The sequence below is a fragment of the Sorangium sp. So ce145 genome, from assembly GCF_051525985.1.
In the GTDB taxonomy this organism is placed as follows: domain Bacteria; phylum Myxococcota_A; class Polyangia; order Polyangiales; family Polyangiaceae; genus Sorangium; species Sorangium cellulosum_B.
Genome location: NZ_CP150315.1, coordinates 9410069 through 9426580, shown reverse-complemented (window position 1 = coordinate 9426580; position 16512 = coordinate 9410069). Strand labels below are relative to the sequence as shown.

The window sequence follows — 16512 nt, the reverse complement described above, 5'->3', positions numbered from 1 at the left end:
TTACCTCGACCTCGTGCGCTTCCGCACCACCTGCTCCACGCCCCCGCGCGCCGCGCCACCAGGGCCGTCAACACCCTCCTCGCCGCGATTTCACCCGGACACGTCGCGCGTCGCACGGACAGGGGCGGCGTTCACCCGGACACGTCGCGCTCCGTGGTGGCCGGCGTTGCCGCCGTGGTGGCCGGCGTTGCCGCCGTGGTGGCCGGCGTTGCCGCCGTGGTGGCCGGCGTTGCCGCCGTGGTGGCCGGCGTTGCCGCCGTGGTGGCCGGCGTTGCCGCCGTGGTGGCCGGCGTTGCCGCCGTGGTGGCCGGCGTTGCCGACGTGGTGGCCGGCGTTGCCGCCGTGAGCGCCGGCATGAGCGGCTGGGCCGGCGCCGTGCTGCCCGTGCGCGGGGGCCTGGGCAGCGGAGGCGGCGTCGGGCGTGGCGCTGCAACTGCTGAGGAGCGCGGTGAGGGCGGCGCAGGAGGCGGCGGGGCGAAGGCGGCGGTGCATCCGCGCCCCCTACCTCGAACCGCACCTCGAACCGCGGGCCGGAGTCCCCCGCGGGGCGCTGTCGCGCAAGTTGCGCAAGCTCGCGCCTATTTGAGCAAGCCCCTGCCCGATCCGGACCGCCCGGGGACCGCGGAAAGGCGTGAACCCCGCAAAAGCCGCATGGCCCGACTCCTGCCAAGGGAACTATGCCTCCGCAACACGGCGACGGACCCCGATGGCGCGTCGCTGAGGCGTCCTCGACACGGCGATCGCCGCGTCGAGCAACGCGTCGATCCTTCGCTTCGACGCTGCGCATGTCGCCGCCGCGGAGGAAGGTGCTCGTGCATTGCAACCGCCGCCGGGAGCGGCGAGGCCCCATGGAGAGACATCATGAACGTTCAGCGTCGTATCCACAATCATCGATTCGCCTCCGCGCTCTGGCTCGCGCTCTCGATGGCCCCGTTCGCCGCGGGCTGTCAGGTGGAGATGGCCGACGAGGCCGTCGAGCCGATCGCCTCCGAGGCGCAGGAGGCGAGGGCAGGCGGCACCATCTCGGTGGCCCTCTGCGGCGGCTTCCTAGGGCTCACGTGCAAGCCCGGCTTCTTCTGTGATTACGAGATCAAGGCCATGTGTGGCGCGGGCGATCAGTGGGGCGCCTGCACGCCCATCCCGAAGATGTGCACGAAGGAGTACGACCCTGTCTGCGGCTGCGACGGCAAGACGTACGGCAACGAGTGCGCCGCGAACGCGGCGGGCGTGTCGGTGGCGTCGCTCGGCGAGTGCGGGGCTCCCGAGGAGCAGGCGTGCGGCGGCATCGCCGGCCTCGCGTGCGAGCGCGGGTTCTTCTGCGACTACGGCCCGGAGGCCCAGTGCGGCGCGGGCGATCAGACGGGCACCTGCGAGCGCATCCCGGAGGCGTGCCTGGACGTGTACGACCCGGTCTGCGGCTGCGACGGGAAGACGTATGGCAACGCCTGTTATGCGAACGCGGCGGGCGTGTCGGTGGCGTCGTCCGGCGAGTGCGGGGCTCCCGAGGCGCAGGCGTGCGGCGGCATCGCCGGCCTCGCGTGCGAGCGCGGGTTCTTCTGCGACTACAGCCCGGAGGCCCAGTGCGGCGCGGGCGATCAGATGGGCACGTGCGAGCCCACCCCGCGGGCCTGCCTCCAGGTGTACGATCCTGTCTGCGGCTGCGACGGCAGGACGTACAGCAACGCCTGCACCGCGAACGCGGCGGGGGTGTCGGTGGCGTCGCGCGGCGCTTGCGACGCGCGCCTGTGAAGCGCGGCGCTTTACGGCGCCATCGATGACGGCGCCATCGCCGTCCGGATACCCAAGCACGCGAAGAAGGAGCTCGAAGCCTACCTCGATTGCGGGCTGCTCTGCCGCGGCTTCGCGCGGCTTCGGTGCGATGGCTGCGACGAGAGCCGTCTGGTCGCGTTCAGCTGTAAAGGACGTGGATTCTGCCCGTCGTGCCTCGGCCGGCGCATGTGCGCCACGGCGGCGAACCTCATCGAGGACGTGCTGCCCGAGGTGGCGCTCCGTCAATGGGTTCTGACGTTTCCGTTCCCCTGGCGCCGCAGGCTCGCCCAGGATGGTGCGCTGTTCGGGCGGTCGGCAAACCGCGCCGAGCTTCTGCGCCGCACGTTTGCGATCGATGTCCTCGAGTGCCCGGCCTGCAAGGGCAGGATGAAGCTCGTCGCCCTGCTCACCGAGCCGAGCAGCATTGCCCGCTTCCTCACCGCGCTCGGCGAGCCGACCGACGTTCCAGGCCGCTCCCCCAGCGCCGACGCGGCGGCCGCCGTACTGGAAGAGCACCGTCCTGCGCCGCAAGGCGCTCGGAGACGCCGCGTAGCCGCAAGAACATCCCGGGCCAGACCAACGCCCGGAGGGCGACGTGTGCCCGCGGCACGCCAATGCGCCCCTCTGCACGCTCGGCGCCGCGCTCGACCCACTCTTTCGACCCATGAACGACGCGTCGCGACGCTCGCGGTCCCGCCACTTCGGATCGCCGCGCCACACTTCTCCGCGCAACGATCCGGCTTCTTTTAACTACGCGCTCCGGATGCGCGGCGTAGGCCGTGTCGAGGGCGACCTGGCGCCGAGCCGCGATATCTTCGACGCGGCCGTAGAATACATCAGCAGGTGTGAAGAGCGCAAGACCAGAATGCTGATGAAGGTCGTTATACCAGCCGAAGAACTCCTGGCACCACGCTCGTGCATGAGCCGGCGAGGCAAAGCGGTCCGGATAGTCGGGCTGGTACTTGAGCGTCTTGAACTGCGACTCGGAGAAGGCGTTGTCATCGCTGACGTGAGGCCGGCTGAAGCTACGAACGACGCCGAGCGAGCCGAGGAGCTGGGCGAGCCCCTCCGACCTCATCGCGGAGCCGCGGTCGGCGTGCACCGTGAGCGAACCGGGCTCGACGCCGTGGCGGGCGACCGTCTCTGCGAAGAGGTGCTCGGCGAGCTCCGCGCTCTCGCGCTCGGCGAGCAGCCAGCCGACGGTCATGCGACTGAACAGGTCGAGGACGACGTACAGGCAGTAGAAGACCCCGGGCAGCGGCCCGCGCAGCTTGGTGATATCCCACGTCCAGATCTGGTTGGGGGCTGTGGCGGTGAGCGTCGGCTTGGCATGCTTCGTCGGCCCACGCTGCGCGCGTCGCTCGCCGCTCTCGCCGGACGCCGCGAGCAGGCGGTACATCGTACGGATGGAGGCAAGGTAGACGCCGCGCGACAGCAGCGTCGCGTAGACCTCCGGCGGGGGCTGGTCGACGAACTCGTCGCTGTGCAACACCTCGAGCACGGTTTGCCGCTCGGGGTCACTGAGACGGCGTGGGCTCGGAACGGGCCCCCGCAGCGCGGGTGGCCTCGCGGGCTGGGTCTGCCGGTAGAGCGTAGCGCGGCTGACGCCGAGTGTCGCGCACGCCTGCGCGATGGGGACGTGCGGGTCATCGAGCTCTTCGATAACGTCCATCAGCGCTCTTCGTCGCTCGTGAGGTTGATGCCCAGAATGGCAGAGACTTTTTTGGGGAGATCGATGAGCTTCTCAGCGAGCGCGAGCTTCTCCTCGAGCCGCGCGGAGCGCTTCTCGAGCTCGGCGATGCGCCGGTCCTGGCCGACGCGAAGGGCACGCCGCTCTCGCTCTGTCCCAGCGCCGCGAGTGTGCTGATGAGATGGTCTGGGCCGAAAATAGGCCAGCCAGGCTGCGGATGAATGAGCGTACTCGCGAAGTTTGAGGGGGTGCCGAGCACGGAGATTGAGGGACGCGCGGCGTCGTGGCCGGCGCCGCCTTGGGCATGGCCGGGCCACGAGGTCGGGATGGGCACGTGCGCGAAGCTCGAGGGCTTTTGAACGGCCGACGATCATCCGCGCTGTCCGGCGCGCCGCCGGTGCCCGCGCCCAGCGCGCCGCGCTCGTCATTCCGGCGGGGCCAGAAGGAGCGTGAAGAAGAGCGTGGTGCCAACTCCTGGCCGACTCTCCGCCCAGATCCTCCCGCCGTGGGCCTCCACGAGGCCCTTCGCGATCGTGAGCCCCAGCCCAACTCCCAGGCACGCCGTCTCCGGCGCCTGCCAGGATGGCGGATCCGGCCGGCTGCGCACGCCGGAGGGCGCGGAGCTCGCCTTTCGCGCGCGGCCCGCGGCGCTCGACCGCATCGAGGGCCTCTACGCGGCGGTCGACGGCGGCTGCCGCACCGGCGCAGTCGTCTTCACGCCCGTCCGCCCGCTCCGGCGTTGAATCCAGCCCCCGTCCGATCGAAGGTCGGCGCATGGCGGACGCAGCTCGGCCGCGGAGGCGGCACCTTGCCCTGCCCGCGTCGCGCTTCATCGGCCGGGAGGGCGAGCTCGTCGCGATCGCCGAGCTGCTCCGGCGCGGCGAGCGGCTCGTCACCCTCTGGGGCCCGGCCGGCATGGGCAAGACGCGGCTCGCTTTGGAGCTCGCCAGCCGCTGGGCCGAGGCGCACGCCGGCGAGGCCGTGTGGCTCTGCGAGCTCACCGCCTGCCGCGACCTGCGCGCCGTCTGCGGCGCGGTCGCGCGCGCGATCGGGGCGCAGGTCGCGGCAGGGCGCCGGGAAGCGACGCTCGTCGAGCGGATCGGCCGCGCCCTCGCGACCGAGGGGCCGGCGCTGCTCGTGCTCGACAACCTGGAGCACGTGCTCGAGCAGGCAGCGCCCGCCCTCGACGCGTGGGTGCGCGCGGCGCCCGAGCTCCGCTTCCTCGCGACGTCGCGCGAGCGCACCCGCCTGGCAGGGGAGATCAGCTACGAGCTCGGCCCCCTCGGCCTCCCCGCGGAGGGCTCGACCGAGCGGAGCGCGGCCGTGGCGCTCTTCCTCGATCGCGCCGCGGCCCACCGCGCTTCCGCGCCGCCGCCGCCGCCCGGCGACGAGCACCTCGCCGACGTCGCCGCGCTGGTGCGGCGGCTCGAGGGCATTCCGCTCGCGATCGAGCTCGCCGCGGCGCGCGAGGGCGTGCTCGGCGTGCGCGGCCTGCTCGCGCGGCTCGGGAGCCGGCTCGACCTGCTCGCGGGCGCGGCGCGCGGCAGGGAGGCGCGGCAGGCGACGCTGCGCAGCGCGATCGAGTGGTCGTGGGACCTCCTCGACGACCGCGAGCGACGGGCGCTCGCCTGCTGCTCCGCCTTCCACGGGCCGTTCACGCTCGCGGCGGCCGCCGCCGTCCTCGCGGAGCCCGACGCCGCCGCGATCGATCGGATCGAGGCGCTGCGCGACAAGTCGCTGCTCCGCGCGGCGCCCCCGAGGAGCGACGGGGCGACGCGCTTCGCGCTCTACGAGGTGGTGCGAGAGCTCGCCGCCGAGAAGCTCGCCGAGCGCGGGGAGCGCGAGGCGGCGATCGAGCGGCACGCGGCGTTCTACCTGGCCGCCGGCGAGGCGGCGGCCGCGGACTTCGAGCGGCGCGGGGCGCTCGAGGCGCTCAACCGCATCGCCGGCGATCTGGAGGAGCTGCTCGCCGTCGCCGAGGGGGCGCTCGCCCTGGCGACGGCGCCTCGCGCCGGCTCCGGGGCGGCGGCCGAGCGCGCGCTGCGGGCGCTCTGCGCCGTCGAGCCCGTGCTCAGCACCCGGGGGCCGTTCGGGGCGCAGCTCGAGCTGCTCGACCGCGCGCTCGCGGCGGCCGAGGCGCTCGCGGCCGATCCGCGCGTCGTGGCCCGCGCGCTCGCGGCGCGGGGGCGCGCGCGGCGGCTCCGAGGGCAGGCGGAGGCCGCGCTCGAGGACCTCGAGCGCGCCCGCGCGCAGGCGGCGGCGCTCGGCGCGGAGGCGCTCCTCTCGGGGATCCTCGCGGACCTCGGCGTGCTCCACCACGGCCGGCGCGACATGGAGCGCGCGCGCGACCACTACGCGCAGGCGCTCGCGCTCCACCGCGCCCTCGGCGACCGCCGCGCCGAGGGGCGAGCGCTCGGCAACCTCGGCGCGCTCCACCACGACGAGCGCCGCGAGGGCGAGGCCGCCGCCTACTACGAGCAGGCGATCGCGATGGCGGCGGAGATCGGCGACGGCCGGATGGAGGGCATCTTCTCGACGAACGCCGGCCTGCTCGAGCAGGAGCGCGGGGCGCCCGCGCAGGCGCGGCGGCGCTACGAGCGCGCCGCCGCGATCCTCGGCGAGGTGGGCGATCTCCGGCTGCTCGCGATCACGCTCGGCAACCTCGGCGCGCTCCACCACGAGGAGGGGCGCCTCGCCGATGCGCGCGCGTGCCACGGCCGCGCGGTGGGGCTGCTCCGCGAGGTCGGGGACCGCCGCTCCGAGGGGATCGCCCTCTGCCGCCTCGGGGCGGCGCTCGCGTCGGTCGGCGAGGTGGACGAGGCGCGGCGCGCGATCGAGCCCGCGGAGCGGCTGCTCGCGCAGCTCGGGGACGAGCCCGACGTGGAGCTCGCGCGGGTGGCGTCCGGCTTCGTCGACCTCGCGCTCGCCCAGGCGGCGCGCCGCGCGGGGCGGGGGGAGGAGGCGGCGGCGCACGCGGGCGCGGCGCGGCGCAGGATCGCGCGCGCCCGGGAGGGATCGCCGTCGAGCGCGAGCCGATCCGACGACGTGCGGCTGCTGCTCCGGATCCTGGAGCGCAGCCTGGCGGCGCTGGGCGGCCTGCCCGAGGCGCGGGCGGAGGGCGAGCGCGAGCTCCTCCTGACCGAGGGGGCGCGCTTCGTCCGCCCGCCGGGCGGCGGCTGGCACGACCTGCGCGAGCGCCACGCGGCGCGGCGCCTGCTGCACGCGCTGGCCGAGCAGCAGCGGTCTGCGCCCGGCCGAGGGCTCTCCCTGGCCGCGCTGAAGGAGGCGGGGTGGCCCGGTGAGCGGATCTTGCCGGACGCGGCGGCGAACCGGATCTACGTGGCGATGAACCAGCTGCGGAAGCTCGGGATGAAGCCGTGGCTCCGGAGAGACGCAGAGGGGTACTCGCTGGATCCGGCGCTGCCGGTCCACTACGTCGCGGTGGAGCCGGCCGCGGGGGGAGGGGGCGATCCGCGCGGGGGGGAGCGGAGGTAGGGGGCCCCCACCCCGCTCCACGAACACCCTCTCCGGGGGCCTGCGGACTGGATGGGAGAGCAAGGGTGATGGCGCCGCGGGAAGGAGCGCGCGAATCGCTTCAAGAGGGGATGAAGGGGCGGTCCTTGGGCGGGGACGTAGCTTGCTGCGCGGAGGTCACGCCATGCGCAACATGGCTCCTGCTCTGCTGATCCTTGTCCCTGCCATCCCCCTCGCCGGATGCAGGGAGGGTCGTGAAACGGAGCGCGCTGTCGCTTCGACCGGAGCCTCACCCGTCGTCCTCCAACTCCTCTCCTCCACCACCGGCCTGTCCCTTCTCGGCCGCCTCGCCCGCAAGCGCACCCGCATGGATCGCCCGCACCTCGTCCATCGTGCTGATCTCGCCTGCAGGCTTGTCAGGCCGGTATCTCTTCACCCGCGCAGACCGCAGCGCGACCCCCCCGGGGTACCGCGGACTCGACTGCAGGCCGTCGAAGGCGACCTCGACGACGATCTCCGGCCGCACGTACACCGTGTCTGCGTCGCGGCCGATCTCGAGCTCCAGCAGCCGCTGCGTCTGCCACGCGAGCACCTCGTCGTTCATGCCCTTGAACGTCTTGCCGAGCAGGACGAAGCCCCCGGCCGCGGGATCGCGCGCCCCGAGGTGCAGGTTGCTGAGCAGCCCCCGGCGCCGGCCGGTCCCCCACTCGGCCGCGAGCACCACCAGGTCGAGGGTGCGCGCCCGCTTCACCTTGAGCCACGTGCCGCGGCGCCGCCCCGCCTCGTAGGGCGCGGCGAGCGACTTGGCGATCACGCCCTCATGGCCGTGGGCGAGCGCGTCGGCGAAGAACGCCTCGGCCTCGGCCGCCGTCGGCAGCTCGATGCGCGGGACGCGCAGCGACCGGTCGAGCACCTGCCGGAGCGCCGCCGTGCGCTCGCTGCCGGGCCGGTCGAGCAGATCCTCGCCGTCGAGGTGCAGCACGTCGAAGAACAGGGCGCGCAGCGGCAGCTCGGCCCGCAGCGCGGCCGCGTCGTGCGCGCGGCCGAAGCGGCGCATCGTGACCTGGAACGGGTGCGGCGCGCCGTCCGGGCGAAAGGCGAGCGCCTCGCCGTCGAGCACGACCGAGCGGACCGGGAGCGCCCGGACGATCTCGACAATCTCGGGGACCGCCTTCGTGACCGGGCCGAGGCCGCGGCTGAAGACGCGCACCTCGTCGCCGGCCTTGTGCGCCTGCACGCGCACGCCGTCGAGCTTCCACTCCAGCGCCATCGCGCGGAGCTCGCTCAGCGCCGTCACGACGTCGTCGGCCGACTGCGCCAGCATCGGCTGCACGGGGCGGAGCAGCTGCAGCGAGAAGCGCTGGAGGCCGAGCGCCCCCTCGAGGAGCGCGGCCTTGACCACCTCCGCCGCGTCGCCGGCCAGCATCACCGCGCGCCGCAGCGAGGCCGGCGGCACCCGCGCCGCGCGCGCCACCGCGTCGACCATGACCGGCTCCAGCCTCTCCTGGCGGAGCTCGCCGGCGAGGAGCCGCGCGAAGAAGTCCCGCTCGAGATCGGTGGCGCGCGCGAACAGCCCCGCCAGCGCCGCGCGGCGCTCCCCCCCGGCCCCCGCCCCCGAGGCGCGCGCGATCTCCGTGAAGACCGCGTCGGCGTCCCCCAGGGTGAGCGCAGGCTGGGCGACGGAAGGAGAGGCCCGGCGGGCCTCGGCGAACACCGAAGGCCCGAGGCCGAGCCGCCCCTGGCGCAGCCGACCGGTGAGCCAGTCGACGCCGATCTGCACCTCCGCGGGCGAGAGGCGGCGCAGGAGCGCGGCGAGCGCGCCGATCTTCTCGACACGGCGAGAGAGCGCGGCGACACGCTCGGAGGTGGCGACAAGGTCGGAAACGAGCACGCGGGCAACCCTACCCTGGCATCTCGAGAGCTCACGCTCGACGGGTCTTTTGACGAGGCCGCTGCAGGGTGTCCTCCGCAACCGAGCCGGGGAACTCCACAGGATCGAACCTGGCCCATGGGCGCCAAGTGGTCTCCGCGTGGGCAGAGAGAGCCTACCAAAGGGTGTAACGCGGCGGAGCAGAAAAGCGCTCTCCCGCGCCGGAATGACGGTCACTCCCGCTTGCAACCACTTGCGGGGAGGGGCGAAGAATTATCATGTCATCTGCAGGCGAGTGCCTCGCTCGGTCGCCGCCGGCGCCGCGAGCAGGCGAGAGCGCGATCGCCTTTCAGAAGATCTCGGGCGCTGGATCTCGGGTGCTGCGCGCCATCGATTCGCCAGGTGCGAAGCGCCCGACGCGCCTGCGCCGCCGCGCGGGGGGAGGGCGCGCGGCGCTGCCCCGCCGTGGCCGCAGACTGCCGAATACGCCGCGAGATGGCCCCAGCCGCGCCCGTCTCCCTCGACGGCGCGATCGCTCCGTTTAGTTGACCTCCGCCGCGGGCCTTGATACCGGGTTGGCGGTCGGCACGCCGTGGGCAGGTGAACACGGCGGGCGGGCGCGGTTTTCCTCAACCACAGCTCAGGAATAGCGCCCTCCGCTGACAAGGCCGCGGATTTTGGCCTTGGGAGCAGCTGGCTTGGTTTTTGCGCAGCACCTCTCCGGCAGCTGGACTGTACTGGAAGGAGCTGACGTGGTGTTGGTGTCCGCACGGGAAGGCGACGGAGGTTCTTCGATGGTGGAGCGGCAAGTCCGGAAGCGGGTGGGCGTCGTGATGGGCGGCTCGTCGGGTGAGCGCGACGTGTCCCTGCGCTCGGGCGCGGCCGTCGCCGAGGCGCTCGAGGCCCGCGGGTACGATGTCGTGCGGATCACACTCGGGGACAGGTTCGGCGCGGAGCTCTGCGCGACGCTGCAGCGCGCGCGGCTCGACGCGGCGTTCCTGGCACTGCACGGACGTCTCGGTGAGGACGGGTGCGTGCAAGGCGTCCTGGAGCTCGCCCAGGTTCCGTACACGGGGTCGAGCGTGCTCGCGAGCGCCCTCGCGATGGACAAGCTGAAGGCCAAGGAGATGTTCCGGCTGCACAACGTGCCGACGCCTCCCTACTACACTGTGGGTGCGAATCAGGACCTCGAGGAGCTCGATGCCGTCCATGGCTCGTTCGGGTTCCCCGTCATCGTGAAGCCGCGCGGCGAGGGGTCGAGCCTCGGCGTGACCAAGGCCGGGTCGCTCGAGGAGCTGAAGTCGGCGCTCGCGCTGGCGTTCGAGTTCGACGACGCCGCCATCGTGGAGCGGTTCGTGGCGGGGACCGAGGTCAACGTGGGGATCCTGGACGGGAAGGTCCTTGGCGCGATCGAGATCGTCCCGAAGAAGGGGCTTTATGACTACGAGGCCAAGTACACGCCGGGCATGACCGAGTACCACATGCCGGCGCGCCTCCCGCCGACCCGCTATCGCGGCGTCCTGAACCTGGCGGAGCGGGCGGCCCAGGCGCTCGGGTGCACGGGCGCGGTGCGGGTGGATCTGCTCGTGACCGGCGGAGAGAACGAGTACGTGCTCGAGGTGAACACCCTGCCGGGCATGACCCAGACAAGCCTCCTGCCGAAGATCGCGGAGGCCGCAGGCTACGAGTTCGGCGACCTGTGCGAGGCCATCCTGGCGAGCGCCAGGCTGCACCAGCCGGTGCGGCGCCGCGCGCCCGCCGCCTCGGAGCTGCGGCTCAGCGAGCGGGGACAGGCCGAGAAGCGGCTGCGCCTCGTGAAGTCGGCGATCTGAAGCGTCCCCTCGAATTTTTCGGGAGAATTCACAGGGAGGCGAGGAGACGGGGAGTAAAATCCCACCGATCTCCCCGTCTCCCTGTTCAATTTCCCGCTACTGCAGCAGGACTCCTCGTCGCGTCTGGCGCTGCACCCAACCTCGGCCACCTGGCTCGATCCGCCCTACCCCGGGACAGGCTCTAAGGCACCCGCTTCATCGTGATGAAGTCGGTCGCCATGCCCTCGACGATGGGCTTGAGCTTGAACACGTCGCCTTCACAGCGGTACTCGAAGACGGTCCCTGGGCGGTCCATGCCGGAAAAGGCGCTGGTCGCGGGCACGGGCATGTCGCGGCCGCCGAGCGTGGCCTTGGTCTCGACGCGCAACCCGCTCATGTCGGCGCGCGTCGTCTTCCAGCGGCCAGGGCCCGCGGGCTCGTATTCAGCGCTGGAGCGGCCGTTCATCTTGACCGTGATCTTCAGGGCCATCCCCGCCGTGGGCGCCTCGAACACGTTCTCGACGCCGCCCTCGCTCGTCTCGCACACGTAACTGCCACGCTCGTTGCCGTTGAACGTGCAGACGTACTTCCCGCGCTCGCTGACGACGCGCGCGCCCGACGAGTTGCGCGTCAGCGTCTCGAGGAACATATCGGCATAGTCGTATTCCCACTTGCCCGCCGGGCAGCTCGCCGCCGGCGCCACGGCGGACGTGCCGATCGGGGCAGGCGCAGCCGGCGCGGTCGCGGCGGTCGCGCCCGCGGACGCAGGCGCGCTCGCGGATTCGGAGCGGTCACAGGCGGCGAGCGCAGCGATCGACACCACGGTGAACGGGAGCAGGTGAGGACGTGCCATGCACCGAGAGTACGCGTCCATGCGCGCAGTTGCACGCATCCTCCCCGGCGGGGGCCCCTGCCGAAAGCGTACAACCAGGGATGACCAAGCGTCCGGTGGTGGATCAGGCTGAGTCGCGGAAACCCCTGGAGCGCGCGGCGAGCAGCGCGGCGAGGAGGAGCCAGGGCACGGACGAGCCGCCCGCGTCAGGGCCAGCGCCACGCGCCAGGGCGCAGCCGTTGCCATGCGCGCGCGGCGGGGCGCTCCCCTCCGGTGCAGGCGCCGGAGGCGCGCCGCCGGCATCGCTGGAGCCGCCGGACCCGCCGGAGCCATTCGCGGCGGCGTCGCCGCCGTGACCCTCGCCGCCCTGGCCGCCACCGCCGTCGCCCTTGCCGCCCTGGCCCTCGCCCCCCGCGCCGCCTCCGGAGCCGCTGGCGGCCTCCGCGAGCAAGCAACCCCCGGCGATGCACTCGCCGCCTGGACAGGGCGCGCCGTCGAGCTTGTAGCGCCTCTCGCAGGCGCCGGTGGCCGGCGCGCAGACGGCGCGCCTGCAGGTGGAGGTGTCGGGCTGCGGGCACACGAAGGGATCGCCGCCGACGCAGGCGCCGTTCTGGCAGGTATCGGTCTGCGTGCAGGCGTTGCCGTCGTCGCAGGGGCTGCCGTCGGGCTTGCGCGGGTTGTCGCAATCGCAGGCGTCGCCGACCCCATCGCCGTTGACGTCGGCCTGGTCGGGGTTCGCGAGCAGCGGGCAGTTGTCCACCGTATCGCCGACGCCGTCGGCGTCGTCATCGTCGTCGCAGGCGTCGCCGAGGAGATCGCCCGCCGGCAGGCCAGCATCGGTGTTGGCCTGGAGCGTGTTGGGGACCGCAGGGCAGTTGTCCTCGCTGTCGGCGATGCCGTCCTCGTCGATGTCGAGCGCGCAGGCTCCGGCCCTGCACTGCCCGCTGAGGCACTCCTTGGGGAGCGAGCACGCGGCGCCGACGGGCTTCTTCGGCAGGCAGTCGCCGCCGGTCGCCGCGCAGTAGGCCACGTCGGCGCACTGGGTGTCGAAGGTGCAGCCCGTGAGACAGGCGCCCGCGACGCAGCGGTACTCGGCGCAAGAGCGCGTGTCGCCCTCGGCGCAGACCCCGCGGCCGTCGCAGAGGGGGGCCTCGACGAGCTCGGAGGCGTCCTTGCACGAGGCCGCGCCGCAGGGGGTGCCCTGCGCCCGCAGCTGGCAGCCGCCGCGGCCGTCGCAGACGCCGGTGGTGCCGCAGGAGGAGGCCGGCTCTTCGGCGCAGTCGCCGTCCGGATCGGCGCCGGCCGGGATGGGCCCACATGCGCCGTCGGGGCCGGCGCCCTTCTTCGCGGCGGAGCACGCCATGCACGCGCCCGCGCAAGGGACGTCGCAGCAGACGCCGTCGACGCAGGAAACGCCGGCGCAGTCCGCGTCGGTGTCGCAGGGATCGCCGGGGAGGGCAGGGATGAAGAGCTCGCCGTCGGCGAGGATGCCGCCGGGCCCGTCGCCGCCAGTGACCAGGACCCTGCCATCGCTCAGCAGCGTCGCCGCATGGTTGGATCGCTGGGAGTACATCGTCTCTGCCGGAGACCAGCTGTCGGTGGCCTGGTCGTACACCTCCGCGGTCGCGCTACCCTCATAACCGTAAGCGCCGGCGATGCCCGCCACGATGAGAACCCGCCCGTCCAGGAGCGACGTGGCTGTGTGGTTCTGGCGCGCGGTGCTCATGGGAGCCCGTGCCGTCCAGCGATCGGTCGCCGGATCATACGCCTCCGCGGCCGCGAGATTGGCGTTGTCGGCCCCATAACCGCCTACGACGAGGACCTGGCCGTCATCGAGCAGCGTGGCCGTATGGCTCTGGCGCGCGGCGTTCATCGGCTCTGCAGCCGACCAGGTGCCCGTGTCGGGGTCGAAGAGCTCCGCGCTCGAGAGGTTGGTATAGTCGGCCCCGTAACCGCCCGCGACGAGGACCCGCCCGTCCCTCAGCAACGTCGCCGTGTGACCCTGGCGCGCGGTGCTCATCGGCTCTGCCGCCGACCAGGCGCCCGTGTCGGGGTCGAAGAGCTCCGCGCTCGAGAGGTTGATATAGTCGGCCCCATAACCGCCCGCGACGAGGACCCGCCCGTCCCTCAGCAACGTCGCCGTGTGGAGCTGGCGCGCGGTGCTCATCGGCCCTACCGCTCTCCAGCCGCGCGTGTCGGGGTCGAAGAGCTCCGCGCCCGAGAGGCTGAGATAGTCGATCCCTTGGCCGCCCGCGACGAGGACCTGCCCATCGTTCAGCAGCGTCGCCGTGTGCGCGCTGCGGGAGCCGCTCATCGCCTCCGCCGCGGTCCAGGTTCCCTCCGCCGGGTCGAAGAGCTCCGCGCCCGGGAGGCTGGTATAGGCGGTTCCGTAGCCGCCCGCGACGAGGACCCGCCCGTCGCTCAGCAACGTCGCCGTGTGGTCGTAGCGCGCGTCGAGCATCGGCGCCGCTTCCGACCACGGGCTCGCGCCCGACAGGTCGTAGATCTCTGCGCTCGCGCCGAAGTCCTGATTGCCGCCCGTCACGAGCACACCGCCGCCCGGGAGCAGCGTCGCGGTATGAGCGCTGCGGCCCGTGGCCATCGCCGGCACGTTCGACCACGAGCCTGCCGCCGGGTCGTAGATCTCCGCGCCCGCCAGGGACCCGGACTCGGACGACGCGGACCCGCCCGTGACGAGGACCGAGCCGCCGTCCAGCAGCGTCGCCGTGTGGCGAGTGCGCGCGACGCTCATCGGCGCCGTGAGCGCCCAGCCGTCGCTCGCCGGGTCGTAGATCTCCGCGCTCGCGAGCTCTCCCTCTTCCTCCTCCTCCTCGCCCTCGCCGTACCGGTCGCTCGTCGAGCGGCCCGTGACGAGGACGCGCCCGTCGTTCAGACGCGTCGCCGCGTGTTCGTGGCGCGCGACGCGCATCGGCGCCGCGGCGGTCCAGGTGTTCTCGGCCGGGTCGTAGATCTCCGCGCTGTCCAGCGCGCCCCGCCACTCGAGTCCGCCTGTGACGAGGACCCGCCCGTCGCCGAGTGGCGTCGCCGTGTGCTGGTAACGACGAACGCTCATCGGCGCCGCGGCGGTCCAGGTGTTCTCGGCCGGGTCGTAGATCTCCGCGCTGTCCAGCGCGAGCTCACCGTCGAGACCGCCCGTGACGAGGACCCGCCCGTCGCCGAGCGGCGTCGCCGTGTGCCCTTCGCGCGCGGCACCCATCGGTCGCGCCGGCGTCCAGCGGTCCTCCGCCGGGTCGTAGATCTCCGCGCTCGTCAACAAGCCCTCGCTGCCCCGGCCACCCACGACCAACACCTGCCCGCTGGCCAGCAGCAGAGCGGCGTGCTGGCCGCGCGCCTCGCTCATCGGCCGCGCCGGCGCCCAGCCGTCGTCCGCCGGGTCGTACAGCTCCGCGCTCGCGAGATAGCTTTCGCCGCCATAACCCCCCACGACCAGGACCCGCCCGTCGTCACCGCCGAGCCGCGTGGCGGTATGCCCGGCGTCCCGCCTCGTGGCCATCGCTCCGACGGCGCGCCACAGCGGATCCACGAGCAGCAGCTCCCCCGACGCCTCGACAAGCAGCGCGATCTCCGCCCCGCGCGCCTCGAGGCGCGCCGCGATCGGCCGCCCGCCTTCCGCGAACGCTCGCGGCGCGGTGACGCGCAGCCGCGGCGTCCCCGCGGCGTCCAGCACCTCGACGGCCTCGCCGCGCTGCCGCAGCGCCGCGCCGTCCACCTCCCAGACGGCCGCGGGCTCACCCGCCGGCACGGCGCCCGGCGCCACGGTGAGCCATTCCTCGATGCCCCCGGCGACCGCTCGCCAGAACGACGCGCCGCCCGCGCGGCCGTAGATCACCGCGCCGTCGACCACCGCCCCCGGGCCGGACGCGCCGGCCTCGCGCACCCGCACCTCGAAGCCGCCCGCGCCCGAGAGCCGCATCCAGCCGCCGCCGTCGCGCGGCAGCTCGGCCTGGAGCCGCGGCCCGCGCCCCGAAAGGCCAGCCGCGCCCAGCGCGAAGCCGCCGCCGGTCGGCACCGGCGCGCCGGGAGCGCCGCTGCCCAGCACTTCGGCGGCCTGCGCCGGGAACCGGCGCTGCACGAGCGCCGCCGCCGCCGCGCCGTCGTGCCCCGCCGCGCACCCGAGCGCGCCCATCCATCCCACCACGGCCAGCACCAGGACGGCCATGACCAGCACGCGGAGACTCGACCCAGCTCGCATGCTGGCGAATGTCTCACGCGGTCACGCCCGCAACAACAGCGCCGCGAGCGCGGCTCACACGAGCGATGTGCAGATTTCGAACCGGGGAGGATAGACCCCGACTCGGCGCTTGCCGCTCCGCGTCTCACGGACGAAGTCGATGTCCCAGCTCACGCCTCGAGATCGCCCGGTGCGAGCCTCGCCCCGAGCTGTCGCCCCGGGCCGCCCACGGCCCGCGCGAGCGCCTGCTCGCGCAGGTGCCGTCGCTCCTCGGGCAGGCGGGCGTGCAGGCGCGCCTGTACCCCCGCGAGCTCGCTCTCTGGGTACGAGCGCTCGATCCGCGCCACGAGGGAGCGCCCGGCGGCGGCGTGGCGCACCTCGTCGCGCAGCAACGACGCGAAGACCCGCCTGATCCGGTGGACGTCGGCGAGCGCCGGGTACGGCGCCTCGGCCTCGACGAGGGCGGCGAGCAGATCGGTGTAGATCACCACCCCGCGGTACTCGCCCAGGACACGGTGGCTCCAGGCCAGCTGGGCGTGCTCGATGTCCTCCGCGGAGGAGCGCTCGAGATCGGGCCTCACGCCGAGCCCGTCGTCGACGCCGATCGATGCTTGTGCGTCGAGATCGCGAGCGAAGCGGGCTTCAGGTCTTTCTCGGCTTCTTGCGGCGTCTCGAAGGCGTGCTGGTAAGAGCGGTAGATGACCTTGAGATAATGAACGATGCGGGCGAGGACGAAGAGCCGCTCTGGGATCAGCAGGACGGGCCGCTCCTCGTCGACCGGTAGGCGAAGTGTCGTGGTGAACGAGTCGAGGCGCAGCCGTCGCGAGCCGCAAGAGCGTCCGGCTCCCGGGGAGGGCTGACGCTGGTGTCGGA

Annotated in this window: 11 protein-coding genes and 1 pseudogene; 5 read left to right on the top strand and 7 right to left on the bottom strand. The window is 73.3% G+C overall.

Features of this window, described 5'->3' with window-relative positions; translation table 11 throughout:
• Positions 1-90: 90 nt before the first annotated feature.
• Positions 91-492: a hypothetical protein gene (locus WMF34_RS34830; RefSeq protein WP_437990534.1), complete on the bottom strand. Its 402-nt coding sequence runs from the start codon at positions 490-492 to the stop codon at positions 91-93.
• A 369-nt stretch (positions 493-861) separates the two neighbouring features.
• Here WMF34_RS34830 and WMF34_RS34825 point away from each other — a divergent pair, with 369 nt between their 5' ends.
• Positions 862-1749 (top strand): Kazal-type serine protease inhibitor family protein, encoded by an 888-nt coding sequence (locus WMF34_RS34825; RefSeq protein WP_157907125.1) that lies wholly within the window; start codon positions 862-864, stop codon positions 1747-1749.
• Between the two features lie 21 nt (positions 1750-1770).
• Positions 1771-2019 (top strand): annotated as a pseudogene (locus tag WMF34_RS34820) (transposase zinc-binding domain-containing protein); the annotation flags it as partial.
• 187 nt (positions 2020-2206) lie between these two features.
• On the opposite strand, the gene WMF34_RS34815 reads toward WMF34_RS34820, so the two are convergent.
• Positions 2207-3445 carry an IS3 family transposase gene (locus tag WMF34_RS34815; protein ID WP_437994687.1) on the bottom strand — a complete coding sequence of 413 codons (1239 nt, stop codon included), beginning with the start codon at positions 3443-3445 and terminating at the stop codon, positions 2207-2209.
• A 439-nt stretch (positions 3446-3884) separates the two neighbouring features.
• Entirely contained in the window at positions 3885-3977 is a 93-nt protein-coding gene (locus WMF34_RS34810) for a cell wall metabolism sensor histidine kinase WalK (RefSeq protein WP_231865082.1), read from the bottom strand.
• 16 nt (positions 3978-3993) lie between these two features.
• On the opposite strand from WMF34_RS34810, the gene WMF34_RS34805 reads away from it, so the two are divergent.
• Together WMF34_RS34805 and WMF34_RS34800 are read left to right on the top strand one after the other, a co-directional pair.
• Positions 3994-4203 (top strand): hypothetical protein, encoded by a 210-nt coding sequence (locus WMF34_RS34805; RefSeq protein WP_157907124.1) that lies wholly within the window; start codon positions 3994-3996, stop codon positions 4201-4203.
• 31 nt (positions 4204-4234) lie between these two features.
• The gene (locus tag WMF34_RS34800; protein ID WP_437990533.1) at positions 4235-6955 is read left to right on the top strand and encodes an ATP-binding protein; all 2721 of its coding nucleotides are present in this window, start codon (positions 4235-4237) and stop codon (positions 6953-6955) included.
• Between the two features lie 268 nt (positions 6956-7223).
• Here the strand turns inward: WMF34_RS34800 and WMF34_RS34795 are convergent, their stop codons facing one another.
• Entirely contained in the window at positions 7224-8825 is a 1602-nt protein-coding gene (locus WMF34_RS34795; protein ID WP_437990532.1) for an ATP-dependent DNA ligase, read from the bottom strand.
• A 773-nt stretch (positions 8826-9598) separates the two neighbouring features.
• Here WMF34_RS34795 and WMF34_RS34790 point away from each other — a divergent pair.
• A complete protein-coding gene (locus tag WMF34_RS34790) occupies positions 9599-10636 on the top strand; it encodes a D-alanine--D-alanine ligase (protein WP_012239464.1) in 1038 nt (345 codons plus the stop codon).
• Between the two features lie 181 nt (positions 10637-10817).
• Here the strand turns inward: WMF34_RS34790 and WMF34_RS34785 are convergent, their stop codons facing one another.
• The 3 genes from WMF34_RS34785 to WMF34_RS34775 all read right to left on the bottom strand — a co-directional run bounded on the left by WMF34_RS34785 (position 10818) and on the right by WMF34_RS34775 (position 16220).
• On the bottom strand, positions 10818-11468 hold the full coding sequence (locus tag WMF34_RS34785) for a hypothetical protein (RefSeq protein ID WP_157907123.1): 651 nt from the start codon (positions 11466-11468) through the stop codon (positions 10818-10820).
• Between the two features lie 103 nt (positions 11469-11571).
• On the bottom strand, positions 11572-15636 hold the full coding sequence (locus WMF34_RS34780) for a kelch repeat-containing protein (RefSeq protein ID WP_437990531.1): 4065 nt from the start codon (positions 15634-15636) through the stop codon (positions 11572-11574).
• Between the two features lie 173 nt (positions 15637-15809).
• A complete protein-coding gene (locus WMF34_RS34775; protein ID WP_437990530.1) occupies positions 15810-16220 on the bottom strand; it encodes a hypothetical protein in 411 nt (136 codons plus the stop codon).
• Positions 16221-16512 lie beyond the last annotated feature (292 nt).